We start from the raw sequence: 23,858 nt of genomic DNA, 5'->3' as shown, positions 1-23,858 counted from the left end.
CATATGACAAACCATGACAAAGCGGACGCGCTTTTTCAGCGCAGGCCGCGGCGGAACTGGTCCGGCGTGCCGCCGCTCTGGCGGCGAAACATGGCGATGAAGGCGGAAGCCGTGCTGTAGCCCAGTTCCAGCGCGATGGTCTGCACGGTTTCTCCCTGTTCCAGCAGGGGCAGGGCAGCCAGGAAACGCTGGCGCTGGCGCCATTCGCCGAACGGCATGCCCAGTTCGCGCTGGCAGCGGCGCGCCAGCGTGCGCTCGGTGACATGCAATCGCGCGGCCCACTCGGCCAGTGAGCGGTTACTGCCGGGATCTGCCTGCAGGGCCGCCAGCAGCGCCGCGATGACGGGCTCGTCGCTGCCCGGCAGATAGTTGCGGCTGCACGGCGCCAGCTGCAACTGGTCGACCAGCACTTGCGCCAGGCGCTGGTCGGCCAGAGTGGCGGGCGTGGTGACGCCCCGTGCGGCAAAGTCGCCGAGGATGGCTTTCAGCAAGGGACTCAGCACCAGCGCGCACGGCTGCGCCGGCAGTTGCGCGCACAGGCTGGCATCGATGTAGGCCGAGTGAAACACCACATCCTGGCGAATATAGCCGTCGTGCAAGGTCTCGGGCGGTATCCATACGGCGTACTGGGGCGGCGACAGGTAGCGCTGGCCCGCCACCATGATTTCCATCACGCCCGTGGAGCAATACGTGAGCTGGCCCCAGGGATGGCTCTGGTAATCGAATTGCTGGTGCGCGTGATAATCGTCGAGGCGAAAGTATACGGGGTAGGGCAGGGTGTCGGAAACGGCGGGGAAATGCTGGTTGCTGGCCATATTGTCCTGTTCATCGCATCGTTTGTCCGGTATGCATTATATCCATGGAATCGGACCATGCGAAAATGGCAGTCATTGAATAATGGAGTTTCTCGCATGCAAGCCAAGCATTATCTGCTTCCCGTCATCGCCGTGCTGATCTGGGCCATCAATACCATCGTCAGCAAGCTGGCCGTGGGCGTGATCGACCCGGCCGCTATCTCGTTTTATCGCTGGCTGCTGGCCGGCGTGCTGCTGGCGGGGGTCTTTGGCCGCGCCGTGTGGAAGCAGCGGGCCGTGGTGCAACCGTATCTTGGGAAACTATTTGTGTTGGGCATGCTGGGCATGGTCATGTACCAGTGCCTCGCGTATATCGCTGCGCAAACGACGACGGCCACCAATATGGGCATATTGGCGTCCATGATGCCGCTGCTGGCCGTGGGCCTGTCCGTGCTGCTGTTGAAAGAGGCGCCCACCGTGGGCGGCGTGTTTGGCGGCCTGGTGTCGCTGCTGGGACTCGGCTATCTGCTCAGCCATGGCGACCCGGCAGCCCTGATCTCCCATGGCGCGGCCACGGGCGATGCCCTGATGCTGCTGGCCTGCCTGTCGTATGCCGGTTACGGCGTGCTGCTCAAGCGCTGGAAGATTCCCATGGATAACTGGCATTCGCTGCTGATCCAGGTCTGGTGCGCCGTGCCCGTGCTGTTCGTGTATTACCTGAGCCAGTCCGCGCCGCCCGTCACCAGCGCCGGCTTGCCGCTGGTGCTGTTTGCCGGCATCCCAGCCTCCATCATCGCGCCGTTTTTGTGGATGCATGGCCTGGCCAAGCTGGGTCCCAGCCGCGCCACGACATTGATGAATCTGTTACCCGTGTTCACGGTGATCATCGCCATGATGTTCCTGGGGGAAACCCTGCACAGCTACGACGTGATCGGCGGCGGCGTGACCTTGCTGGGCGTGGTGATGGTGCAAACCCTGAAACGCCCCCTGCGCCGCCGCGCCAGCGTCTAGTTTTTTTGCTATGCTGATGCTTTGAACAAGGAGGCAGCATGCATGGCATCGACACTCTGTTGAGCGAGCTCGAAGCATTCGGTAGCAGCAACGACGCCTTGCACGGGGAGCGCGCCAGGCGCATGCTCAACATCACGCGCGACACGGGCGAGCTGCTGGCCGTGCTGGTGCACGCGCGTGGTGCGCGCCGGGTGCTGGAAATCGGCACCTCGAACGGTTACTCGACCCTGTGGCTGGCGCGCGCGGCGCGTTCGCTGGGTGGCAGCGTGGTAACGGTGGAAAAGGCGCAGGACAAGTTCGACATGGCGCATGCCAACTTTGTGCGCGCGCAATTGCAGGGCGTGGTCAAACAGTTGCTGGCCGACGCGGGCGACGTGCTGCGCGATGCGCTCGATGGCGCATATGATTTCATCTTTCTCGATTCCGCGCGCCAGCAATACGCCCTATGGTGGCCGCAGCTGGACCGCGCGCTGGCGGCCGGCGGCATGCTGGTCGTCGACAACGCCAGTTCGCATTACGCGGACATGGCGGGCTTCCTTGACGCCATCCGCGCCGACAGCCGCTACACGACGTGCCTGGCGACTGTCGGCAAGGGCGAATTCATCGCCGTCAAGGCAGGCAACTAGCTATTCACCCGGCGACGATCGCCGCTTCGAGCACGCGCACCAGCGATTCGACGCCTTGCGCGTCGACATCGTCAAAGCGTCCCGTCAACGGGCTGTCAAGGTCGAACACGCCGATGATCTGGTCGTTCGCAAAGACGGGCACCACCAGTTCCGAGCGGGAATTCACGTCGCAGGCGATGTGGCCGGGAAACGCGTGCACATCCTGCACGACGATGGACTTGCCTTCGACCACGGTGGTGCCGCACACGCCGCGGCCCTTTTTGATACGGATGCAGGCCGGCTTGCCCTGGAACGGCCCCAGCACCAGTTCCTCACCCTTGAGGAAATAAAAGCCGGCCCAGTTGAGGCCCGGCATCGTGTTGAAGACCAGCGCGCTGAAGTTGGCCGTATTGGCGATGAAATCGGTTTCGCCCGACAGCAAGCCTTGCAGCTGCGAGCGCAGGTCCGCATACATGGCTAGTTTGGCTGCGGGGGTATCGGTGCCGTAGGCGGCGTCGCTGATGGTAAACGTCATGGTCGTGGTGGCGCACAAAATGGGGAAGGCGTCATGGTAGCGCGTCTGGCGCATCCGCGTGCAGCCCTCACTTTTTCAAATGCTCCAGCGCCAGCTGGCGCAGCAGGGGCAGGGCCGCATGGACGTGTTCCTGTCGCCAGGCCAGGCCGATGCCGGCCGCCAATTCCTCTCCTTCCACCAATTGCCGGTAGGCCACGCCAGCGAGGCGCAGCGCGCGGAACGAGTCGGCCAGCAACGCCATGCCCTTGCCGGCCGCCACGTCGCTGAGCAGCACATGGTGGTCCACGGCTTCGCGCACGAAGGCGGGCGAGAAGCCATGCCGGCGAAAAATTTCCTGGCAATGGTCGAAAAAGGCGGGTTGGCGCGCCCGTTCGAACCAGTAAATCGATTCTGCCGCGATGTCGTCCAGGCTGACCTTGCGCTTCTTCGCCAGGCGGTGGCCGGCGGGCAGGGCCAGCATCATGGGCTGGCGCGCCAGCGGCTGCACGGCCAGCTCGAAGGTGGCGCTGGGCAGGGCGAGCAGGGCCGCATCGAGCTGGCCCTTGCGCACGGCAGCCACCAGGCGCGGCGAGGGCGCCGCCGTCAGTTCCAGACGCATGGTGCCCAATTGCTTGCCCAATGCCGCCAGCAGAGGGCGGAACAGGCCCGCTTCCACCGAGCTGGTCAGGCCCAGGCGCAGGCGTGCGGGAGCGCTGTCTTGCCGCAGCGACGTTTGCGCGATATCAAGCAGATCGAGGATGTGCAGCGCCTGCGGCAGCAGGGTGCGGCCCGCCGGCGTCAGGGCCACGCCCTGGGTGTCGCGCTCGAACAATCGCGTGCCCAGCCGGTCTTCCAGCAGCCTGATGGCGCGCGACAGGGGCGGCTGGGTCATGTGCAGCTGTTCCGCCGCCTGGCGGAAGTTCAGGCAGCGCGCGACGGCGCAAAACAGGGTCAGGGCATGGGTATCGAGGGCTCTCATACCAGAAAGGTATCACGAAATTGCGCATTCCCTTGCAGGGCCTGCGCGGCGCAGACTGGCTGCCTTGACACTTGAGGGAGATCAACATGCAACAACGACGCATCGGCAATAGCGGCTTGAGCAGCTCGGCACTTGGCCTGGGCTGCATGGGCATGTCGGAATTCTATGGCGCCACGGACGAGGCGCAGTCGCTGGCCACGCTGGAAGCGGCCCTGGCGGCGGGCGTGACCCTGTTCGACACGGCCGATGCCTACGGCTTTGGCCACAATGAGCAGTTGCTGGGACGTTTTTTGAGCAAGCACCGCGGGCAAGCCCTGGTCGCCACCAAGTGCGGCCTGGCGCGCGAGGCGGGCAGTTATGCGCGCCGCGTGGACAACTCGCCCGCCTATATTCGTCGGGCGTGCGTAGCGTCGCTGGCGCGCCTGGGCGTGGAGGCCATCGATCTGTTCTATCTGCACCGGCTGAACCTCGATACCCCGCTGGAAGACTCGATGGGGGCGCTGGCGCAACTGCGGCAAGAGGGCAAGATTCGCGCCGTGGGCCTGTGCGAAGTGAGCGCCGCCACCTTGCGGCGCGCGGCGGCGATTTGCCCCGTGGCCGCAGTGCAGAGCGAATACTCGCTGTGGACGCGCGAGCCGGAGCAGGGCGTACTGGCCGCCTGCCGCGACGTGGGCGCCAGTTTTTTTGCCTACAGCCCGCTGGGGCGCGGTTTCCTGACGGGCGCCATTGTCGATGCGGCCAGTCTCGATGCAGGCGACTTTCGCCAGTGTAATCCCCGCTTTGCCGCCGACAACCTGGCGCGCAATCAGGCCATCGTCGCGCAGGTCAGGGACATCGCGTACGCAAAAGGCTGCACGCCGGCCCAGCTGGCGCTGGCCTGGCTGCTGGCCCAGGGGGACGACATCATCCCCATTCCCGGCACCAAGCGCACCGCCTATCTGCACGACAACCTCGGCGCGCTGGCCGTGCAGCTGGACGGGGCCGAACTGGCGGCGATGAACGCCGCCTTTCCCTTGGGCATGGCGGCGGGCGCGCGTTATACGGACGAGGGCATGAAGGGCGTGGATGCTTGAAAAAAGGCGCGGGAGTGTACGCCAGCGTACAAAACTGACACTTTGCCTGCGGGATAATCGCTGGCGATCTGCTAGCATTTCGGCTGGCCTCGTGTACCCGCGAAGTGGTGCGCGGCAGGGGATGCAGCATGCATAGAAGGGTGGATGTCAAATTGCTAGACGATGATATTTTCGATATCGAACTGAAGTTATTGCTTGAAGGAATCTTGTTGAGATATCAGCACGATTTCCGCGATTATTCGGTGGCGTCGCTGCGCCGGCGCATGCGCCAGGCCATGGAGCGCTTCGGCTGTGCCAGCCTGTCGCAGTTGCAGGACCGCATCTTGCACGAGCCGGCCATGTTCGCGCAGATGCTGCAGTTTTTCACGGTGCAAGTGAGCGAGATGTTCCGCGATCCCGCGTATTTCCGCGCCTTGCGCGAAAAAGTCGTGCCCGTCCTGCACACCTATCCCTCCATCAAGATCTGGGTGGCCGGTTGCAGCAGCGGCGAAGAGGTCTGGTCGCTGGCCATCTTGCTGGAAGAGGAAGGCTTGTTGGAGCGCAGCATGATTTATGCGACCGATATCAATGTCGAGGCGCTGGCCGCTGCCGAAGCGGGTATCTATCCGGTCGAGCGTATCGCCCAGTTCAGCGAAAATTACCAGATGGCGGGCGGCAAGCGCTCCCTGTCCGACTATTACACGGCAGCCTACAAGGGCGCCATCTTTGACCGGCGCCTGCGGCGCCAGTTCGTCTTTGCCGACCATAGCCTGGCGACGGACAGCGTTTTTTCGGAGGTGCACATGGTTTCCTGCCGCAACGTCATGATTTACTTCAATAAAGACTTGCAAGACCGCAGCCTGGGCCTGTTCCACGAAGCGCTGGTGAACCGGGGTTTCCTGGGCCTGGGCATGAAGGAAAGCCTGCACTTTAGCCGCCATGCGTCCAGCTTCAACGAGCTGAGCCCGGCTGAACGCATCTTCCAGCGTGCCTGATATGTTGCCGACCTGCGAAGTGGCGCCACCCCCTGCCGGCCTGCGCCTGATCGCCATAGGTGCCTCCGCCGGTGGCGTGGAAGCGCTGGGCACCGTGCTGCGCGCCTTGCCCGCCACCTGCGGCGCGGCCGTGGTGGTGGTGCTGCACCTGGCGCCCGGCCGCTCCAGCCGCTTGCCACAGCTGTATGCGGAGCGCTGTGCGCTGCCCTTGCGCGAAGCGCAAGACAAGGAGCCCCTGCAAGGCGGCACTGTGTATTTTGCCCCGCCCGACTACCACCTGCAAATCGAACCCGATGGCTGTTTTTCCCTGTCGCAGGAAGAACCCGTGTATTTTTCGCGCCCGTCCATCGATGTCTTGCTGGAAACGGCTGCCTATGCCTACCGGCGCGCCATGCTGGCCATCATCCTGACGGGTGCTTCGGCCGATGGCGCGGCGGGACTGGCGCGCGTGCGGCAGCTGGGCGGCAGCACCTGGGTGCAAGATCCGCAGCGGGCCAGTTGTGGCATCATGCCGGCCGCCGCGCTCAAGCGGGCCGGCGCCGACCGGGTGCTCGATTTGCCGCAGATGGCCGCCAGCCTGGCCTTGCTCGTTGATGGCGAACACAAGTGAGTGGGAGTGGAGCAGTGCGTGTAATATATGTGAAAAGTGAAACAATGTTGATGTCTATATCGAAACACGATGGCATCTTGCCGTTGCGATGCCTGAAGATGATTCCGTGACCGCCCCTATCCATATCCTCGTCGTTGACGACATTGCGCAAAACCTGGTCGCCGCCGAAGCCGTGCTGGCAAGGCCCGGTATTGTCATCCTGAAAGCAGATTCGGGCGCGCAGGCGCTGGAATTGCTGTTGACGCATGAAGTTGCACTTGCCCTGATCGACGTGCAAATGCCGCAGATGGATGGTTTTGAATTGGCCGAACTGATACGCGGCAGCGAACGCACGCGCGGCATCCCCTTGATTTTCCTCACGGCCGCATCGCGCGAACCGAGCTACAGTTTCCGTGGCTACGAGGCGGGTGCCGTCGATTTCCTGTACAAGCCCATCGACGTGAAAGCCTTGCAAAGCAAGGTGGCGGTGCTGGTGCAGCTGTACCAGCAGAAACGCGAATTGGCGGCCCAGCTCGACGAACTCAAGCATGCGCTGCACCTCAATGAACTGTTCACGGCCGTGCTGGGCCACGACTTGCGCACCCCCCTGTCGGTGGTAATGAATGGCGCCATGTTGTTGCCGATGATGAGCGACCACCCGAAGGTCATCGTCACGGCGCAGCGCATCGAAAGCAGCGCCAAGCGCATGGCGCGCATGGTCGACCAGCTGCTGGACCTGGCGCGCATCCGTTCCGGCACGATGGAGTTGCGCAGCAGCACGCACGACTACCAGGTGCTGGCGCGCGCCATCGTCGAGGAATTCGAGACGGCCGGCCAGGCCCCGCTTGTCGAAGTCAGCAGTGTTGGCGAGCTGCACGGCCAATGCGATGCCGGCTTGCTATCGCAAGTCATTTCGAATCTCTTGTGCAATGCCCTCACCCATGGCGAGGCGGGCACGCCGGTGCAGCTGTCGATAGATGGGCGCGCCGCCGACAGTATTGAGTTGCGCATTGCCAATCGTGGCGTGATTCCCGCCGCCTTGCTGCCGACCCTGTTCGAACCGTTCCAGCAAGCGGGCGAGAAGCGCAGGACGGGGCAGGGCCTGGGACTGGGCCTGTACACGGTGAACATGTTCGTCAAGGCGCATGGTGGCACTGTCGAGCTCAGTTCGACGGCCACGCAGGGCACGGTGGCGACGGTGCGCATCCCGCGCCAGTGCCAGGTGCGCGTGCAAGCGGGACTGGCCACATGAGCGCGCCAGCCTGGCCGCGCGGCGGCGGCAGTATGGGCGAGCTGGTGCGCCAGCATGACTGGTCCGCCACCAGCCTGGGCGCGCTTGAAGACTGGCCGGCCAATTTGCGCACCAGCGTCGACATCATGCTCAATTCGCCGATGGCGATGGTGCTGATGTGGGGGCCGCAGCACGTCATGATTTACAACGACGACTACATCCAGATCGCCGGGGAGCGCCATCCGGCGGCGCTGGGCGGCACGGTGCCCGCCGTCTGGCCCGAAATCTGGGACTGGAACGCGCGCATCCTCGAAGCGGGACTGCGTGGCGAGACGCAGGTGCACCGCGAGCGCTGTTTGCCGCTGTTGCGTGATGGAAAAGCGACGGATGTTTGCTTCGACCTGTTTTATGCGCCCGTGCATGGCGCCGAGGGCCAGGTGGACGGCGTGCTGTGCACGGCGCTGGAATTGACGGCGCGCATGGAAGAGGGGCGCCAGCTGAAGCTGGCCACTGCCGAGCTGGGCCAACTCAACACCACCTTGCAGACGGAGAGCGAGGCCGTGCGCGCGGCCAACCGCCGCCTGGGCGAGGAGCGCGCGCTGCTGCGCGCCCTGTTCCAGCAGGCGCCCAGTTTCATGGCCCTGCTACGCGGGCCGCAGCACGTGTTTGAATTGGCGAATGAACATTATCTGCGCCTGGTGGGGCGCCTCGAACTGGACCTGCTGGGAAAAACCGTCGAATCGGCCTTGCCCGAAGTCAAGTCGCAGGGCTTCATCGAACTGCTCGACCAGGTCTACCGCACGGGCGAGCCCTACGAAGGGCGGCAGGTGAAGGTGGATTTGCAGACGGCGGACGGGCGCACGGGCCAGCGCCAGATCGATTTCATCTACCAGCCCATCAAGGATGACGAGGGCGTGGTGACGGGCATCCTCGTCGAGGGCATCGATGTCACCGAGCGTATGGAAGCCGAGGAACGGCTGCGCCTGGCCCAGCAGGCGGGCGGCATCGGTACCTTCGAATGGTTCCCCGAGACGGGCGCGATGCTGGTGTCGCCTACCTTCCGCCGCCTGTGGGGCCTTGCCGACGAGGAGGACGTGACGGAACGCCTGCTGGTGAGCCTGGTCGATGCGCGCGACCAGCAAAAGGTCGGACCCAGCAAGCTTGATCTGGCGCCCAATCCTCTCGAATACGTGGAATATCGCATCCGCCGCCCTGCCGATGGTGCGTTGCGCTGGATTGCGCGCCAGGGCGAGGTGGTGGCCGGCCGCGTGCCGGGCCAGCGCCGCTACGTGGGCGTGTCGTTCGATGTGACGGAGCGGCGCCAGATCGAGGATGAACTCAACGCCAGCCAGGAGCGCATGTCGGCCATTTTCGGCCAGGCCTCCGTGGGCTTGTCCGAGCTGGGCCTCGATGGCAGTTTCCAGCGCATCAACGGGGCCCTGTGCCGCATGCTGGGGCGTTCCGCAGAAGAGCTGCTGAGCCTAAACATGAACGACATCATGCATCCGGCGGACGTGCCTGGCAACAGCGTGCTGTTCCAGCGCCTGGTGGAAACGGGCGAGTCGTTCTCGCTGGAAAAGCGCTATTTGAAGCCCGACGGCTCGCAAGTGTGGGTGTCGAGCAATGTCAGCCGCCTGCTGGACGAGCAGGGGCAAACGCGCTCCTTGATCGCCGTCAAGACGGACATCACGGACCGGCGCCGCGTGGAAAAGGCGTTGCATGAGTTGAACGAAACGCTGGAACACCGTGTCGAACAGGAAGTGGGTGAGCGCACCAAGGCGGAAGATGCCTTGCGCCAGGCGCAAAAGATGGAAGCCGTGGGCCAGTTGACGGGCGGCATCGCGCACGATTTCAACAATGTGCTGCAAATCATCTCCGGTAATTTGCATTTGCTGCAGCACCTGACGGGCACGGATGGCTTGATGCGCCAGCGCCTGGACACGGCGATTGCCGCCGTCGAGCGGGGTGCCAAGCTGTCGTCGCACCTGTTGGCGTTTGCGCGGCGTCAACCTTTGAAACCCGTGGTGGCCGACCTGGCGCGCGTGGTGCGCAACATGGATGCGCTGCTGCGGCGCGCCCTGGGCGAAGCGATCGACATCGTGCTGGTGGGCGGCGGCGGGCTGTGGAATACCCTGGTCGACCGCAGCCAGATCGAGAACGTCATCCTCAACCTGGCCATCAATGCGCGCGACGCCATGGATGGCGTGGGCAAGCTGACCATCGAGCTGGGCAATGTGGTGCTCGACGAACAGTATGTACACAAGCTTGTTGACGTACCGGCGGGCCAGTACGTGATGTTGTCGGTGACGGACACAGGCCGCGGCATGAGCGGTCCCGTGCTGCAGCGCGCGTTCGAGCCGTTTTTTACCACCAAGCCGGAAGGCGCGGGCACGGGCCTGGGCCTGTCGATGGCATATGGTTTCGTCACGCAAAGCCGCGGCCATATTCGCATTTACAGTGAACCTGGCGTGGGCACGGGAGTCAAAATCTATTTGCCCCGCTCCCTCATGGCCGAAGCGGACGAGGAACTGGAATTGAGCGGCGTCGTCACGGGCGGCACGGAAACGGTGCTGGTGGTGGAAGACGACGTGGGCGTGCGCACCACCGTGGTCGACATGCTGGGCGCGCTCGGCTATACGGTGCTGAAAGCCGAGGATGGCGAAAGCGCGCTGGCCGTGCTGCACAGCGGTGCGCAGATCGACTTGCTGTTTACGGACGTGATCATGCCGGGTCCCGTCAGCAGCACGGAAATGGCGCGCCAGGCGCGCGAGTTGCAGCCCGACATCGCCGTATTGTTCACCTCGGGCTATGCGCAAGACATCATCGTGCACGAGGGCAGGCTCGACGCGGGGGTGGAATTGCTCAGCAAGCCTTACCGGCGCGAAGAGCTGGCGCGCAAACTGCGCCATGTGCTGGCCAACCGCCAGCAGCAAATGCGTGCGCGCCAGTTTGAACGGTCCGGCGCGCCGGTGGCCAGCTCTGCGGCAAACGGCAGCACGGCGGCCAGCGTGCTGGGGAGCGGCACGCCAGGGCTCGATTTGACGGGCCACGCTTTGGTACCGCAGGGTGACATGCCGACATCGATGAAAATACTCGTGGTGGAAGACAATCTCGATTCCCAGCTGATGGTGTGCGAGCTGGTGGGCATGCTGGGCCACACGGTCAGCGGCGTCTCCGATGGCGAGGCGGCGTGGGAATTGCTCAACGAGCAAGACTTCGATATCCTGTTTACCGATGTCAGCTTGCCCGGCATGTCCGGCATCGCGCTGGCACGCATGGTGCTGCGCGATAAGCCGGGCATGCGCATCATCTTTTCCACGGGCTATGGCAAGGAGTCAATGGATGAATTGGGCTTTTCCGCCAGTGTCTTGCGCAAACCCTATGATTTGACGGAATTACAAGCAGCACTCGACCAACCCTGACGGGCACGGCCTGCCTGTCTTACCTGCAGAGACACACATGACTCCTGAACTGACCATGCTGGGCTGTACTCTGGTGCTGGCGCTGGTGCAAATCCTGCTGCCCGCGCTGTTCCGCACGCGCGAAACCGGCACGGCGTATAACGTGAGCGCGCGCGACGGCGACGGGCCTCCCGTGGGCAAGATCACGGGCCGCTTGCAGCGGGCCCAGGCGAACCTGTTTGAAACCCTGCCCCTGTTTGCTGCCGCCGTGCTGATCGCCCATGTCACGGCGCAGGAAAGCGCGCTGACACTGTACGGCGCGGCTTTGTACCTTGCCGCCCGCGTGCTCTACCTGCCCCTGTACGCGTTTGGCGTGCCCGTCGTGCGCACGCTGGTGTGGTGCGTGTCGATTGCCGGCTTGCTGATGGTCTTCTGGGCCATCCTGTTCGCTTCCTGAAGTCCTACGCGGGCTGTAGCAGCCGTCCTATGGCGGTGCGCCGGGCCCGGCCATAAAGTGAGGGCAAGCTGGCGGCTGGCGCCGGCATGTCAGGGACCGGACCATGATGACGAGCACCACTTCCGCAACGCAAGAGTCGGGCAGCGCCCGGCAGCGCAAGATCCAGCGCCTGCTGCGCTCCGTATTTGGCGTGGCGCGGCTGCGCGCGGGCCAGCAGGAAGTGATCGACAGCGTGCTGGCCGGGCGGGACACCCTGGCCATCATGCCCACCGGCAGCGGCAAATCGCTGTGCTACCAGCTGCCCGCCGCGCTGTTGCCCGGCGCGACCCTGGTGGTGTCGCCGCTGATCTCGCTGATGAAAGACCAGCTGGAAAAGCTGCAGCAGTTGGGCATCACGGCCGTGCAGCTCAACAGCAGCCTGTCGCGCGCCGAGGACGATGCCGCCATCGCCCGCATAGCCCAGGGTGGCCGGCTCATCATCTTTTGCACACCGGAACGTCTCACCAATCCCGCCTTCCTGTCCCTGCTGGGCGCCGCGCCGCCCAGCCTGGTCGTCATCGATGAAGCCCATTGCATTTCCCGGTGGGGCCACGACTTCCGTCCCGCCTACCTGGAAATTGCCGCCGTCCTGCGCGCGCTGGGCCGCCCGCCCGTGCTGGCGTTGACGGCCACGGCCACAGGGGAAGTGATGGCCGATATCGACGCGCAACTGGAAGCGCGCAAGCTGCAGATCATCAATACGGGCATCTACCGCGCCAATTTGCGCTACCGCGTGATCCAGGTCACCAATGCCGGAGAAAAACAGGATGAAGTCTTGCGTCTGCTGCGCGAGACACCCGGCGTGGGCATCGTGTATGCGGCCACCGTCAAGGCCGTCGAGGATCTGACGGCGCGGCTGGAGGATGTGGGCGAGAGCGTCACGTGCTACCACGGCAAGCTGGCGGCGCGCGAGCGCCAGCTCCACCAGGACTTGTTCATGGGCGGCGAACGCCGCATCATGGTGGCCACCAACGCCTTCGGCATGGGCATCGACAAGCCCGACACGCGCTTCGTGATCCATTTGCAGGTGCCGGCCAATCTGGAAGCGTACTACCAGGAATCGGGCCGGGCGGGGCGAGATGGCTTGCCCGCCGACTGTACCTTGCTGTACTTCCAGCAAGACAAGCGGGTCCAGCAATTCTTCCTGGCCAAGCACTATCCCACGGAAGGCGAACTGGCCGCCATCGTCGCGGCAGCGCAAGAGCTGCCGGCCACCTTCGCTTTTGCTGCGCTGGCATCGGGCTTGCCGGAGTTTTCCGATGGCCACTTGAAGGTCTGCCTGAAACTGTTGAAAGACGGCAAGTTGCTGCGCCAGGACCGCAAGCTGGGCTACAGCCTGAAAGCGCCCACGGCCAAGTCGCTGTCATACGCTCAACTGGCGCACATCTATGTCGACAAGCAGGAGCGCGACAGGCAGGCGCTCGAGCAGATGGTGGCGTATGCACAAAGCGGCTTTTGCCGCTGGAAATTGCTGCTCGAGTATTTTGGTGATGCGGATGATTTCAAGCGCTGTTGCACTTGCGATAATTGCCAGTCGCCGCCCGCGCTGGCCGCACCCATCACCCTGGACGAGTTGCCGCCTGCGCCTGCTCAGGCGCAGTCGACGTCGCCCCTGATCGCCGTGGGCAGCCGCGTGCGCGTGCCCCGTTACCAGGTCGGCACCGTCCTGTTGGTGGCGGGCGACCAGGTCACGATTGCGTTTCCGGAAAACACCACGCGCACCTTCATGGCCGAGTTTGTCGCGCCGGCTTGAATCCATTGTGCGCTGTCGAACAGTGATCGAGCGAAAGAGCGCTAGAATCAGCCCATTCCAACGCGGTTTTTTTTTAACGTAGGGAGCTGGGCATGGCGGACATGGTAGTGGTGCGCAAGGAAGGCTTGTATTGCGTGCCGGGGCAGTTCTACATCGACCCGTGGCGCCCTGTCGAGCGCGCCATCATCACGCATGCGCATGCCGACCATGCGCGCGTGGGCCACCGGCATTACCTGTGCGCCAGCGACGGCGTCAAGGTGCTGCAGGCGCGCCTGGGCGCCGTTTCCATCCAGGGTCTCGCGTATGGCGAGACCATCGAACACCACGGCGTGCAGGTTTCGCTGCATCCGGCCGGCCACGTGCTCGGTTCTGCCCAGGTGCGCATGCAGCACGGCGGCCAGGTCTGGGTGGCGTCCGGCGACTACAAGCTGCAGCCCGATCCTACCTGCGCACCGTTCGAGCCCGTGCGCTGCGATACGTTTATCACGGAATCAACCTTCGGCCTGCCCATCTACCGCTGGCAGGCGCCGCAGGAAATCCATGACGACATAAACCAGTGGTGGCGCAGGAATGCGGCCGAAGGACGCACCAGCGTGCTGTTCTGCTATGCCTTTGGCAAGGCGCAGCGCATCCTGGCGGGTCTGGACGCCACCATCGGTCCCATTATCTGCCATGGCGCGGCGCAGGCATTGACGCAGGTCTATCGCGAGTCCGGTGTGGCCTTGCCGGCCACCGTGATGGTGGGCGATGCCAACGACAAGGCGGCCTTGAAGATGGCCATGGTGATCGCGCCGCCGTCGGCCGCCGGCTCGCCGTGGATGAAGCGCTTCGGCGACTACAGCGATGCGTTCGCCAGCGGCTGGATGCTGCTGCGCGGAGCGCGCCGGCGGCGCGGCGTGGACCGGGGTTTCGTGCTGTCCGACCATGCCGACTGGCCAGGCCTGATGCAAGCCATCCAGGCCACGCAGGCCGAACGCATCATCGTCACGCACGGCTCGATACCCGTGATGGTGCGCTGGCTGCAGCAGAATGGCTGGCAGGCGGGCGGCTTTGAGACGGAGTATGGCGATGACGAAGCCGATGACAGTGCGCCTGGTGCTTCCACGGCGGCGGAGGACGTCACCCATGCGTGAATTTGCCCGGCTGTACGCGGAACTCGATGAAACCACGTCCACCAGCCGCAAGCTGGCGGCGCTGCAAGCCTATTTTCGGGACGCATCACCCGAGAATGCGGCCTGGGCCGTGTACTTCCTGGCCGGCGGCAAGCCGCGCCAGGCCATGCCCACCAAGTTGCTGCGCGAATACGCGACCGAACGCGCGGGCCTCGACGCCTGGCTGTTCGACGAGGCCTACCATGCCGTGGGCGACCTGGCCGAAACCATCGCCCTGATCCTGCCCGCGCCCGCCAGGCGCAGCGACATCGGCCTGGCCGAGTGGGTCGAGCAGCGCATCGCGCCCTTGCGCGGCGCGGCGCCCGAGACCATCCGCGCGGCCCTGCTGGCGTACTGGGACGAGCTGGAAACGCGCGAACGTTTTCTATTGATCAAGCTGATCGGCGGCGGCTTTCGCGTGGGAGTCTCAAAACTGCTGGTGACGCGCGCGCTCGCCAGCATCGCCGCCGTGGACAGCAAGCTGATCGCGCAGCGCCTGATGGGCTGGACCGATGGCAAGGTCAGCCCCACGGGCGCGGGCTTCCTCAAGCTGACCGGCGCGCAGTCGGATGACGAACATGCGTTGCGCGGCGGCCAGCCTTACCCCTTCTTCCTGGCACACCCCTTGCAGGCGCCACCGGAGACACTGGGCGACCTTGCCGACTGGCTGGTCGAATGGAAATACGACGGCATGCGCGCCCAGCTGCTGCGCCGCGATGGCGTCAACTGGCTGTGGTCGCGCGGCGAAGAATTGATCACGGAGCGGTTTCCTGAATTGGCGCAGCTGGCCTTGCCGGAGGGTACGGTGCTCGATGGCGAAATCCTCATCTGGCAGGCGGGCGACGTGCCGGCGCCATTTTCCGATTTGCAACAACGCATGGGCCGCAAGACGCTGCCTGCCAAGCTGCTGGCCGAATTGCCGGCCGTGCTCGTCGCCTACGATGTGCTGGAAATGGATGGCGTGGATGTCCGCCAGCTGCCCCAGTTGGAACGGCGTGCGTTGCTGGAAACCTTGGTGGCGCAGGTGGGTGCGCCGACGCTGCGTCTGTCGCCGCGCATCGCCGCGGCAAGCTGGGACGCGCTGGCGGCCATCCGCAGCGAATCGCGGGCGCGCGGCGTGGAAGGCTTGATGCTCAAGGCCGTCTCGGCCGCATATGGCGTAGGCCGCACGAAAAACGTGGGCACCTGGTGGAAATGGAAGATAGCCCCGTATGCCATCGACGCCGTGTTGATCTACGCCCAGGCGGGCCACGGCCGGCGCGCGTCGCTGTACACGGACTACACGTTCGCCGTCTGGGATGGCGAGCATGGCGAGGAACGCAAGCTGGTGCCCTTCGCCAAGGCGTACTCGGGCCTGACGGATGCGGAAATTGGCCAAGTCGACGCGGCCATCCGCAAGACCACCATAGAAAAATTCGGCCCCGTGCGCAGCGTGCAGCCAACCATGGTGTTCGAGATCGGTTTCGAAGGCATCGCCGCCTCCAGCCGCCACAAGGCGGGCATCGCCGTGCGCTTTCCCCGCATCCTGCGCCGGCGTGTAGACAAGGCCATCGCCGACGCGGACACCCTGGCCACCCTGAAGGCCATGCTGGCGACCGCTGCATGAGCAAGCGATGAGCAAAAGCACGCTGGCGCAGCGCATCGATGCCTGGTTTGCCGGGCGCGGCTGGACGATCTTTCCCTTCCAGCGCGCCGTCTGGCGCACCGCCGCACAGGGTCGCTCCGGCCTGCTGCATGCCAGCACGGGGTCCGGCAAGACGTATGCCGTCTGGTTCGGCGCCTTGCTACGCGCGGGGCGGATGGAGCGCAAGAGTCGAAAACAGGGTTTGCGCGTGCTGTGGATCACGCCCATGCGGGCGCTGGCGGCCGACACCGTGCGCGCATTGCAAGCCTCGGGCGTGGATCTCGCTCCCGGCTGGCGCATCGAGGCGCGCACGGGAGATACCAGCGCCGCCCAGCGGGCGCGGCAGGCGAAAGCCTGGCCCGAGGTGCTCGTCACCACGCCGGAAAGCCTGTCGCTGATGCTGAGCCAGATGGACGCCCAGGCACGCTTCAGCCTGCTGGAAACCGTGATCGTCGATGAGTGGCATGAATTGATGGGCAGCAAGCGCGGCGTGCAGGTGCAACTGGCGCTGGCCCGCTTGCGCCGCTGGCAGGAAAACCTGATGACGTGGGGCTTGTCGGCCACCCTGGGCAATCTGCAGCAGGCGCAGGATGTCTTGCTGGGCGAGGAAAGCGCCGGCGTGCTGGTGGAAGGTAAAGTCAAGAAGCGCATCCTCGTCGACAGCCTGATTCCTGTGAACCCCACGCGCTTTCCCTGGGGCGGGCATTTGGGCATCCAGATGCTGCAGCCTTTGATTGCCGAGATCGAGGGCAGCGCCACCACCCTGGTGTTTACAAATACGCGTTCGCAGGCCGAGCTGTGGTACCAGCACCTGCTCGATGCGCGGCCGGACTGGGCAGGATTGATCGCCCTGCACCATGGTTCGCTGGACCGCGAAGTGCGCGAGTGGGTCGAGCAGCATTTGAAAACGGGCGAACTGAAAGCCGTCGTATGCACGTCCAGCCTGGACCTGGGCGTCGATTTCCTGCCCGTCGAGCGGGTGCTGCAGGTGGGCAGCGCGAAGGGCATCGCGCGCCTGGTGCAGCGGGCCGGGCGCAGCGGCCACGCGCCGGGACGTATTTCGCGCGTCACCCTGGTGCCCACCAACAGCCTGGAACTGCTGGAAGCGGCCGCTGCCCGCGCTGCCTTGGCGCAGGGCCACCTGGAAGCACGCCCCGTGCCGGACAAGCCGCTCGACGTGCTGGTGCAGCACCTGGTGACGATCGCCCTGGGCGGCGGCTTCGAGTCGCCGGCCCTGTACGACGAAGTGCGCGGGGCCTGGTCCTACCGCCACCTGACGCCGGACGAGTGGCAATGGGCGCTCGATTTCGTCGCCCGCGGCGGGCAAAGCCTGACCGTGTATCCGGAATACCGGAGAGTGCTGCCCGATGAAGACGGTGTGTACCGCGTGCCGGATGCAGCCCTGGCGCGGCGCCACCGCATGAGCATCGGCACCATCGTCTCGGAAGCGGCGATCCAGGTCAAATTCCTGGGCGGCGCCCGCATCGGCAGCATCGAGGAATCGTTCATTGCGCGCCTGAAGCAGGGCGACCATTTTTTGTTTGGCGGGCGCATCCTGGAATTCGTGCGCGTGCACGAGATGACGGCGTATGTGCGGCGCGCAACAGGCAGCCGGGGCGCCGTGCCGCGCTGGCAGGGCGGCAAGATGCCGCTGTCGTCGGAACTGGCGCATGCCGTGCTGGACCAGTTGCAGCTGGCGCAGGAAGGCCGTGCCAGCGGGCCGGAAATGCGCGCGCTGGCGCCGCTGCTGGCCATCCAGCAGACATGGTCCAGCCTGCCCACGCGCGCCAGCCTGTTGCTGGAAACCTTGTCCAGCCGCGAAGGCCAGCATCTGTTCGTGTATCCGTTTGCGGGCCGCTCGGTGCACCTGGGCCTCGCTTCCCTGCTGGCCTACCGCATCGCGCGCGTGCAGCCGGCAACCTTGTCGATTGCCGTCAACGATTACGGCTTTGAATTGCTGGGCGGGGACGATATCGCATTTGCGCCGCTGTTGACGGCCGCCAGCGGCGCCGATGTGCCCCTGTTCAGCACGGACAACTTGCTCGAGGACGTGCTGGCCAGCCTGAACGCGACGGAAATGTCGCAGCGGCGCTTCCGCGAAATTGCCCGCATCGCCGGCCTCGTGTTCCAGGGCTATCCGGGACAGCCGAAAAGCGCGCGCCAGCTGCAAGCGTCGTCCTCGCTCTTCTTTGAAGTGTTCCGCAAGCACGACGCGGCCAATTTGCTGCTCACGCAGGCGCAGCGCGAAGTGCTGGAGCAGGAACTGGAACTGACGCGCTTGCGCGCCACCTTGCGCGAGCTGCACGGCCGGCGCATCAGCCTGCAGCCTTTGGAGCGCGCCTCGCCGTTTGCCTTCGGTCTCATGGTCGAGCGTTTCCGCGAACAGCTGACGACGGAAAAACTGTCGGACCGGGTGGCGCGCCTGGTGAGCGCGCTGGAAAAGGCGGCCGCATGAATGGCCAGCGCGCAGCGCATTGCGTGGTGGAACTGGCTGGCGAGCTGGTGTGGCTGCTGGCGGACAAGGCCGTGTATTGGCCGGCGCGCAAGATGCTGATTATCGCCGACATCCATTTCGGCAAGGCGGCCGCGTTTCGCGCGCTGGGCGTGCCCGTGCCGCGCGGCACCACCACGCAAAACCTGCTGGCGCTGGACGCCTTGCTGGCCAGCCATGTTTGCGAGGAAATCGTCTTTCTCGGCGACTTCCTGCACGCGCGCGCCGCGCATGCGGACGCCACCGTGGCGGCCATGCTGGCCTGGCGCACGCGCCATCCGGATGTGCGCCTGACGGTGGTGCGTGGCAACCACGATGCGCATGCGGGCGATCCGGCCAGCGCACTGGGTATCAGCCTGGTGGACGAACCGCACAGCGTGGGCAATCTTTCCTTCTGCCATCACCCGGACACCGTCGCGCCTGGCTATGTGCTGGCTGGTCACGTGCATCCCGTGTTTCACTTGCGCGCGGACAGGAACGGCTTGCGCCTGCCATGTTTCCTGCTGGGCCGGCAGCGTGCCATTTTGCCATCGTTTGGCGCCTTTACGGGCGGCCATGCGGTGCAGCCAGCCGCTGGCGAGCGCGTGTATGTGACGGCGGACGCGGCGATTTTCCCAATACCCGCTAACTGCTGAGTGTCTGGTACTTTTGGTGGAAAACTGAAAGTAACTGCGCTACCGTGGGCGGGACTCATCCTACATGCGCTCCTGCCATCCTCCTATTTCTTGCGCCCCATGTGCGCACTAAGATGATGGTTCCCTTGCCGTGCGAAGGGGAAGAATTGCATAGTTTGCACTGTTTTCTCATTCCATCGATCAAGGAGATCATCATGGCCACATCGAGCGACAATAAACAGCAGGGTAATAAAACCAGTAGCAGCGGCAGCAGCGCTGGCAACAAGCAAAGCGATACCAGCAAACGTGGCTTCGCTTCCATGGACCCCGCCCAGCAGCGCGAAATCGCCAGCGAAGGCGGACGTGCCGCGCATGAAAAGGGCACGGCCCATGAATTCACGTCGGAAGAAGCGCGCCGCGCGGGCAGCCAGAGCCACAAAAACGATGCCAGCAGGCAAAGTGCCGCCAGCTCCAGCGGTGGGCGTGAGAATTCCGGCATGAAGCAGGATAGCAAGCGCGACAGTGGCAACAAGCAAAGCGCAGGTCCAGGTTCAGGGGCGGGCTCGTCCGGTTCGCGCAACAAGTAGGCGGCAGCGGTAGCAAGGCAGGTCTGGCCAGCGGGAATCGCGCATTGCCGCTGGCCAGTCGCGGCGCTAGTCCGCAGTAGCAAAATTTTGATGCAATGCAGCAGGCATGGACTATGATGAAAAAGCTGCGCCGCCGGCCACGGCCAAGGTGCAGTTAATCCGCGATCAACTCGCATTCACGATCAGGGAGAAGATGATGGGCAACTCCACTACGCCGCAGCCCGGCAATAGCCAGGGTGGCACGCCGTCCACGGCAGGCAGCAAGCAAAGCACGGCCGAGTCGGCCGAGAGTTTTGTGCTGGTCGATAGCGAGCAAGGCCTCGATATCGGCGACGATCTGTTTTCCATCGGCGAAGTACGTCGCGCTGACCGCTTGCCCCATCGTCAGTCCGGCGCCGCCGGGCAGAACCGGCAGAGCGCTGACGATGCGCCTGACACCACGGGCAGCACGGGCGTCTGACCGGGTCGCCTATCGTTCTTCACTCCCGGACCATCCACCTTGGGCTAGCTGCAAGACGTGTTCGCGCACGTCGGCAGGCCATTCCTGTATGCAGCCAAGAAATGCTGGCTGCTTGCCGGCGAACAGGGCGCGGCTGGCTTCTTCGAATCCAGGCGCATCGCCGGCCAGCGCGCTCATGACTTTATAGGCCGCTTCGCGCGCCTGGCGTTGTTCATCGTGCTCCCTGTTGCCCCGCTGCGCGTGTTCCACCAGCTTGCGCAAGGCCACCGAGGCGCCGCCCGGCTGTGTCGCCAGCCATTCCCAGTGACGGGGCAGCAGGGTGATTTCGCGCGCCACCACGCCGAGCTTCGGGCGGCCTGCCGTGCGCGCGGGTGGTGGCGCGTCTTCTCTCGGTGCCGGCGCGGGTTCGCGTGGAAGGCGTTGCAGCACCTCGGTCAGGCTGCCGTGCAGGTTCAGGTCCACCTGACTGCCGCTCGTATCGTCGAATATCAGGATTTGCGCAGCGGGATCGCGCGTCACCAGTTCCTTCAATGTTTGCGCTATGGCATGCAATGTGCCGGAGGCAACTTTGTGTGGACCCGCAAAGGCGGTGAGCTGGGTGGGTGTGTGCATGTCTTGCCTCCAATGAGTCATTAGGCAGGCAATTTTACCCGGGTTAAATTAAAAGTCAATATCACCCGGGTAAAATATGGGGGCGTGCTACAGGTCGACCCGGCCGTGTTCACCCAAGTCTTTCGGCGGCTCGCCCGTGATGGCGGCCTTGGCCATTTCATAGAATTGCATCATCTTGCTGGCGCTGCTATCCCAATACTCGGCTGACTGGATGGTCACCTTGATCAGCGACAGTTTCGGATCGTCGAGCCCACCCGGGAACCAGGTTTTTATCAGCGGATTCCACAATTCCTCCGCCTTGGCGCGGTCCTTCAGCAGCTGTGCATGGCCGCAGACGGATACGTACACGCTGTCGCCGGTGTCGACAAAGCTGACATTGACTTGCGGATTGTTCAGTAAATCGCGCGTGTAAGCAGCCTCGTCCGAGACAAAAAACCAGATCTGCCCGTCTTTATCCACCTGCTGCTGCGTCAAAGGCCGGCTGGTGAGGGTGCGCATGTCGTCGCTGGTGGTCAGCATGCCGAATTTGACGTCCTTGATCCTGGCCGCGATGCTGGCCAGTTGTTCGCTGGAATACGATTGCATGGGGTGCTCCCTTGATGGTTGTCCTGAACAACAGCATAGGTGGATGCTGCATATGGCTCTGTGCGGCAGCTTACGTAGCAGGGGTGCTTTGTTTCAAAGCTGTTACAAAACGCTGGCCCGGCCGGTGCGCCCATGTATTGACTTAATAAATGATAATCATTATCATTTGTTTGAAGCCATGAGCATGAACTTTGATTGAAGGATGGGAATGAAGCACACTGACTTGTCGCGCCACCTGGCTCGCTCCTTGCCGGGAGCCCTCGATGGGTAAGGCGGGCACCGCAGACAAGGCCAGAAGCAATGCCGGCCGCGCCGTCTGGCTGAAGAATTTGCATCAATGGCACTGGATCAGCTCGGCACTTTGCCTGTTGGGCATGTTTCTGTTCTCTATCACCGGCATCACCCTGAACCACGCCAGCCAGATCGAAGCCAAGCCGTCGATCACGCGCCAGAAGGCGCAGCTGCCAGCGCCATTGGTCACCGAACTGGCCGCGTATGCTGCCCAGCATGATGGTGCCAACGCGCCCATGCCGGCCGCCGCCGAAACTTGGTTGAAGCAGCAATGGTCGCTCAATGCGGGCGGCCGTCCAGCCGAATGGAACGTCGATGAAGTCTACCTGCCGTTGCCCAAGGCGGGTGGCGATGCCTGGGTGCGCATCGGCCTGGAAGACGGCGCTGCCGAATATGAGTTGACGGACCGGGGTTGGGTATCCTGGCTCAACGATGTGCACAAGGGCCGCAACACGGGCGTGGCCTGGAACTGGTTCATCGATATTTTTGCCGGCGCCTGCATCGTGTTTTGCCTGACGGGTTTATTGATTTTGAAATTCCACGCTGCCAACCGCCCATTTACCTGGCCGATGGTTGGCCTCGGTATCTTGATACCTTGCGCGATCGCCTTGCTGTTTATTCACTGATCGTTTTTACTTTTCTTTTTACAGGCACACCATGAAATTACGCTACTCCCTGGCGCTTGGCCTTCCCCTGATCGGCACTTCGGCGATGGCGGCTGATCTGGCCCTCAAGCTTGAAATCCCGCAATTGAACGTGGCGGAATATCACCGTCCGTACGTGGCGGCGTGGCTGGAAACGGCCGATCAAAAGGTCGTCGGCAACCTGACTGTGCTGTATGACGTGAAAAAGAAGGACAAGGCGGGAGAAAAATGGCTGAAGGATATGCGCCAATGGTGGCGCAAGAGCGGCCGCGATCTTTCCATGCCCGTAGACGGCGTCGGCGGCGCCACGCGCGCGCCAGGCGAACATACCCTGACCTTCCCGGGCGCCAAGGCCTTGCTCGACAAGCTGCCGGCTGGCGAATACCAGGTGGTGGTGGAAGCGGCGCGCGAAGCGGGCGGACGCGAACTGGTGCGCGTGCCGTTCCAGTGGCCGCTGAAATCGGCCCAGTCCGTTCCTGCCAAAGGCAAGGAAGAACTCGGCAATGTCGTCGTCCAACTCAAACCTTAAGGCGCCTCTACCATGTTGAAGCAACTCAATAAACCGCTGATCGCCCTGGCCCTTGCCGGCCTGGCCATGAACGCCCACGCCCACCGCGGCTGGATGGTGCCTTCGAGCACGATGGTGGAAAGCAAGGATGCCTGGGTGACGGTGGATGCGGCCGTCTCCGATGGCCTGTTCGAGATCGACCACCAGCCGCTGCGCCTGGACGCGCTGCAAGTCATCGGTCCGGATGGCGCGAAAGTAACGCCGGCGAACACCGTCACGGGCCGCTTGCGCAGTGTCTTCGACGTGAAGATGGAAAAGCCGGGCACGTATAAAGCGGCCATCGTGTCGCAAAACGTGATGGCCAGCTACAAGCAAAATGGTGAACAGAAACGTTTCCGTGGCAATGAGGAAACCTTCAAGAAAGACATGCCGGCCGATGCGCAGGACGTGAAAGTCACACGCACGGCAAGCCGCCTGGAAACCTTCTTCAGCAATGGCGAAACCAGCACGGAAGTGTTCAAGCCGACAGGCGTGGGCCTGGAATTCGTGCCAGTGACCCATCCGAATGACTTGCGCGCGGGCGAGAAAGCCACGTGGCGCTTCCTGGTCGACGGCAAGCCGGCAGCCAACCAGGCGTTCAGCCTCGTGCCCGGTGGCGTGCGCTACCGTGGCGTGCTGGGGGAAATTCGCCAGAGCACGGATGCCAAGGGCGAAATCACGTTTACGGTGCCGGCGGCAGGCATGTATTACCTGAGCAGCACCTGGCCAGCGGCCGCACCGGCCGTGGCTGGCCAGCCGCCGGCGATGCCGGAACGCCGCATGACCTACGCGGCCACGGTGGAAGTGCTGCCGCAGTAAGCGGCGCATTTTC

At 63.9% G+C, this 23,858-nt stretch carries 23 protein-coding genes; 18 read left to right on the top strand and 5 right to left on the bottom strand.

The features are described 5' to 3' along the window. Positions 1–35 precede the first annotated feature (35 nt). On the bottom strand, positions 36–815 hold the full coding sequence (locus CLU92_RS13505) for a helix-turn-helix transcriptional regulator (protein ID WP_101482295.1): 780 nt from the start codon (positions 813–815) through the stop codon (positions 36–38). Positions 816–911: 96 nt separating this feature from the next. Here CLU92_RS13505 and CLU92_RS13500 point away from each other — a divergent pair, with 96 nt between their 5' ends. Next, complete coding sequence (locus tag CLU92_RS13500) at positions 912–1,805, top strand: DMT family transporter (protein ID WP_101482294.1); 894 nt, start codon at positions 912–914, stop codon at positions 1,803–1,805. 38 nt (positions 1,806–1,843) lie between these two features. Beyond that, entirely contained in the window at positions 1,844–2,431 is a 588-nt protein-coding gene (locus CLU92_RS13495) for an O-methyltransferase (RefSeq protein WP_101482293.1), read from the top strand. Between the two features lie 4 nt (positions 2,432–2,435). Here CLU92_RS13495 and CLU92_RS13490 read toward each other — a convergent pair whose 3' ends face one another. Together CLU92_RS13490 and CLU92_RS13485 are read right to left on the bottom strand one after the other, a co-directional pair. Next, a complete protein-coding gene (locus CLU92_RS13490; protein WP_101484676.1) occupies positions 2,436–2,945 on the bottom strand; it encodes a GAF domain-containing protein in 510 nt (169 codons plus the stop codon). Between the two features lie 67 nt (positions 2,946–3,012). Beyond that, a complete protein-coding gene (locus CLU92_RS13485) occupies positions 3,013–3,903 on the bottom strand; it encodes a LysR family transcriptional regulator (RefSeq protein ID WP_243857972.1) in 891 nt (296 codons plus the stop codon). Between the two features lie 86 nt (positions 3,904–3,989). Between CLU92_RS13485 and CLU92_RS13480 the strand changes: the two genes are divergently transcribed. From CLU92_RS13480 to CLU92_RS13420, 13 genes are all read left to right on the top strand, one after another. Further along, positions 3,990–4,976 (top strand): aldo/keto reductase, encoded by a 987-nt coding sequence (locus CLU92_RS13480; protein WP_101482292.1) that lies wholly within the window; start codon positions 3,990–3,992, stop codon positions 4,974–4,976. 128 nt (positions 4,977–5,104) lie between these two features. Beyond that, entirely contained in the window at positions 5,105–5,950 is an 846-nt protein-coding gene (locus CLU92_RS13475) for a protein-glutamate O-methyltransferase CheR (protein ID WP_166674712.1), read from the top strand. A gap of 1 nt (position 5,951) precedes the next feature. Continuing rightward, a complete protein-coding gene (locus CLU92_RS13470) occupies positions 5,952–6,560 on the top strand; it encodes a chemotaxis protein CheB (protein ID WP_101482291.1) in 609 nt (202 codons plus the stop codon). Positions 6,561–6,666: 106 nt separating this feature from the next. Beyond that, positions 6,667–7,791, top strand: coding sequence for a hybrid sensor histidine kinase/response regulator (locus tag CLU92_RS13465; RefSeq protein ID WP_101484673.1), 1,125 nt, complete (start codon positions 6,667–6,669; stop codon positions 7,789–7,791). Next, positions 7,788–11,192 carry a PAS domain S-box protein gene (locus CLU92_RS13460; RefSeq protein WP_101482290.1) on the top strand — a complete coding sequence of 1,135 codons (3,405 nt, stop codon included), beginning with the start codon at positions 7,788–7,790 and terminating at the stop codon, positions 11,190–11,192. Before CLU92_RS13465 ends, CLU92_RS13460 begins: the two co-directional genes overlap by 4 nt. Before the next feature lie 37 nt (positions 11,193–11,229). Beyond that, positions 11,230–11,628: an MAPEG family protein gene (locus CLU92_RS13455; protein WP_101482289.1), complete on the top strand. Its 399-nt coding sequence runs from the start codon at positions 11,230–11,232 to the stop codon at positions 11,626–11,628. 103 nt (positions 11,629–11,731) lie between these two features. Next, positions 11,732–13,420 (top strand): ATP-dependent DNA helicase RecQ, encoded by a 1,689-nt coding sequence (locus tag CLU92_RS13450; protein WP_257561082.1) that lies wholly within the window; start codon positions 11,732–11,734, stop codon positions 13,418–13,420. 92 nt (positions 13,421–13,512) lie between these two features. After that, positions 13,513–14,553, top strand: a complete 1,041-nt coding sequence (locus CLU92_RS13445) for a ligase-associated DNA damage response exonuclease (RefSeq protein ID WP_101482288.1) — start codon at positions 13,513–13,515, stop codon at positions 14,551–14,553. After that, positions 14,546–16,177: an ATP-dependent DNA ligase gene (locus CLU92_RS13440; RefSeq protein ID WP_101482287.1), complete on the top strand. Its 1,632-nt coding sequence runs from the start codon at positions 14,546–14,548 to the stop codon at positions 16,175–16,177. The genes CLU92_RS13445 and CLU92_RS13440 overlap by 8 nt, the downstream gene beginning before the upstream one ends. A 7-nt stretch (positions 16,178–16,184) precedes the next feature. Beyond that, positions 16,185–18,650, top strand: a complete 2,466-nt coding sequence (locus tag CLU92_RS13435) for a ligase-associated DNA damage response DEXH box helicase (RefSeq protein ID WP_101482286.1) — start codon at positions 16,185–16,187, stop codon at positions 18,648–18,650. Next, positions 18,647–19,321, top strand: a complete 675-nt coding sequence (gene pdeM, locus CLU92_RS13430) for a ligase-associated DNA damage response endonuclease PdeM (protein ID WP_101482285.1) — start codon at positions 18,647–18,649, stop codon at positions 19,319–19,321. Before CLU92_RS13435 ends, pdeM begins: the two co-directional genes overlap by 4 nt. 194 nt (positions 19,322–19,515) lie before the next feature. Next, complete coding sequence (locus tag CLU92_RS13425; RefSeq protein ID WP_101482284.1) at positions 19,516–19,887, top strand: KGG domain-containing protein; 372 nt, start codon at positions 19,516–19,518, stop codon at positions 19,885–19,887. A 106-nt stretch (positions 19,888–19,993) separates the two neighbouring features. Continuing rightward, positions 19,994–20,347, top strand: coding sequence for a hypothetical protein (locus CLU92_RS13420; protein ID WP_101482283.1), 354 nt, complete (start codon positions 19,994–19,996; stop codon positions 20,345–20,347). A 9-nt stretch (positions 20,348–20,356) separates the two neighbouring features. On the opposite strand, the gene CLU92_RS13415 is transcribed toward CLU92_RS13420, so the two are convergent. Next, positions 20,357–20,959, bottom strand: a complete 603-nt coding sequence (locus CLU92_RS13415; RefSeq protein ID WP_101482282.1) for a DUF2239 family protein — start codon at positions 20,957–20,959, stop codon at positions 20,357–20,359. Between the two features lie 87 nt (positions 20,960–21,046). After that, positions 21,047–21,544: a pyridoxamine 5'-phosphate oxidase family protein gene (locus CLU92_RS13410; RefSeq protein ID WP_101482281.1), complete on the bottom strand. Its 498-nt coding sequence runs from the start codon at positions 21,542–21,544 to the stop codon at positions 21,047–21,049. Positions 21,545–21,807: 263 nt separating this feature from the next. Here CLU92_RS13410 and CLU92_RS13405 point away from each other — a divergent pair, with 263 nt between their 5' ends. The 3 genes from CLU92_RS13405 to CLU92_RS13395 are packed head-to-tail and all read left to right on the top strand — an operon-like array spanning position 21,808 to position 23,845. After that, positions 21,808–22,461 (top strand): PepSY-associated TM helix domain-containing protein, encoded by a 654-nt coding sequence (locus tag CLU92_RS13405; RefSeq protein WP_101482280.1) that lies wholly within the window; start codon positions 21,808–21,810, stop codon positions 22,459–22,461. Positions 22,462–22,492: 31 nt separating this feature from the next. Then, positions 22,493–23,008: a DUF2271 domain-containing protein gene (locus CLU92_RS13400; protein ID WP_101482279.1), complete on the top strand. Its 516-nt coding sequence runs from the start codon at positions 22,493–22,495 to the stop codon at positions 23,006–23,008. Positions 23,009–23,020: 12 nt separating this feature from the next. Beyond that, positions 23,021–23,845 (top strand): DUF4198 domain-containing protein, encoded by an 825-nt coding sequence (locus tag CLU92_RS13395; RefSeq protein WP_101482278.1) that lies wholly within the window; start codon positions 23,021–23,023, stop codon positions 23,843–23,845. Positions 23,846–23,858 lie beyond the last annotated feature (13 nt).

Source organism: Janthinobacterium sp. 61, assembly GCF_002846335.1.
Lineage (GTDB): Bacteria > Pseudomonadota > Gammaproteobacteria > Burkholderiales > Burkholderiaceae_D > Janthinobacterium.
This window is presented reverse-complemented; position numbering and strand designations above follow the sequence as displayed.

What these genes read in the sequence shown, in the direction of transcription:
- CLU92_RS13400 (WP_101482279.1), top strand. Translation starts at nt 22,493, where the DNA reads ATGAAATTACGCTACTCCCTGGCGCTTGGCCTTCCCCTGATCGGCACT.
- CLU92_RS13490 (WP_101484676.1), bottom strand. Translation starts at nt 2,945, where the DNA reads ATGACGTTTACCATCAGCGACGCCGCCTACGGCACCGATACCCCCGCA.
- pdeM (WP_101482285.1), top strand. Translation starts at nt 18,647, where the DNA reads ATGAATGGCCAGCGCGCAGCGCATTGCGTGGTGGAACTGGCTGGCGAG.
- CLU92_RS13410 (WP_101482281.1), bottom strand. Translation starts at nt 21,544, where the DNA reads ATGCAATCGTATTCCAGCGAACAACTGGCCAGCATCGCGGCCAGGATC.
- CLU92_RS13425 (WP_101482284.1), top strand. Translation starts at nt 19,516, where the DNA reads ATGGCCACATCGAGCGACAATAAACAGCAGGGTAATAAAACCAGTAGC.
- CLU92_RS13500 (WP_101482294.1), top strand. Translation starts at nt 912, where the DNA reads ATGCAAGCCAAGCATTATCTGCTTCCCGTCATCGCCGTGCTGATCTGG.
- CLU92_RS13460 (WP_101482290.1), top strand. Translation starts at nt 7,788, where the DNA reads ATGAGCGCGCCAGCCTGGCCGCGCGGCGGCGGCAGTATGGGCGAGCTG.
- CLU92_RS13445 (WP_101482288.1), top strand. Translation starts at nt 13,513, where the DNA reads ATGGCGGACATGGTAGTGGTGCGCAAGGAAGGCTTGTATTGCGTGCCG.
- CLU92_RS13405 (WP_101482280.1), top strand. Translation starts at nt 21,808, where the DNA reads ATGGGTAAGGCGGGCACCGCAGACAAGGCCAGAAGCAATGCCGGCCGC.
- CLU92_RS13440 (WP_101482287.1), top strand. Translation starts at nt 14,546, where the DNA reads ATGCGTGAATTTGCCCGGCTGTACGCGGAACTCGATGAAACCACGTCC.
- CLU92_RS13470 (WP_101482291.1), top strand. Translation starts at nt 5,952, where the DNA reads ATGTTGCCGACCTGCGAAGTGGCGCCACCCCCTGCCGGCCTGCGCCTG.
- CLU92_RS13395 (WP_101482278.1), top strand. Translation starts at nt 23,021, where the DNA reads ATGTTGAAGCAACTCAATAAACCGCTGATCGCCCTGGCCCTTGCCGGC.
- CLU92_RS13450 (WP_257561082.1), top strand. Translation starts at nt 11,732, where the DNA reads ATGATGACGAGCACCACTTCCGCAACGCAAGAGTCGGGCAGCGCCCGG.
- CLU92_RS13415 (WP_101482282.1), bottom strand. Translation starts at nt 20,959, where the DNA reads ATGCACACACCCACCCAGCTCACCGCCTTTGCGGGTCCACACAAAGTT.
- CLU92_RS13480 (WP_101482292.1), top strand. Translation starts at nt 3,990, where the DNA reads ATGCAACAACGACGCATCGGCAATAGCGGCTTGAGCAGCTCGGCACTT.
- CLU92_RS13455 (WP_101482289.1), top strand. Translation starts at nt 11,230, where the DNA reads ATGACTCCTGAACTGACCATGCTGGGCTGTACTCTGGTGCTGGCGCTG.
- CLU92_RS13495 (WP_101482293.1), top strand. Translation starts at nt 1,844, where the DNA reads ATGCATGGCATCGACACTCTGTTGAGCGAGCTCGAAGCATTCGGTAGC.
- CLU92_RS13475 (WP_166674712.1), top strand. Translation starts at nt 5,105, where the DNA reads ATGCATAGAAGGGTGGATGTCAAATTGCTAGACGATGATATTTTCGAT.
- CLU92_RS13505 (WP_101482295.1), bottom strand. Translation starts at nt 815, where the DNA reads ATGGCCAGCAACCAGCATTTCCCCGCCGTTTCCGACACCCTGCCCTAC.
- CLU92_RS13420 (WP_101482283.1), top strand. Translation starts at nt 19,994, where the DNA reads ATGGACTATGATGAAAAAGCTGCGCCGCCGGCCACGGCCAAGGTGCAG.
- CLU92_RS13485 (WP_243857972.1), bottom strand. Translation starts at nt 3,903, where the DNA reads ATGAGAGCCCTCGATACCCATGCCCTGACCCTGTTTTGCGCCGTCGCG.
- CLU92_RS13435 (WP_101482286.1), top strand. Translation starts at nt 16,185, where the DNA reads ATGAGCAAAAGCACGCTGGCGCAGCGCATCGATGCCTGGTTTGCCGGG.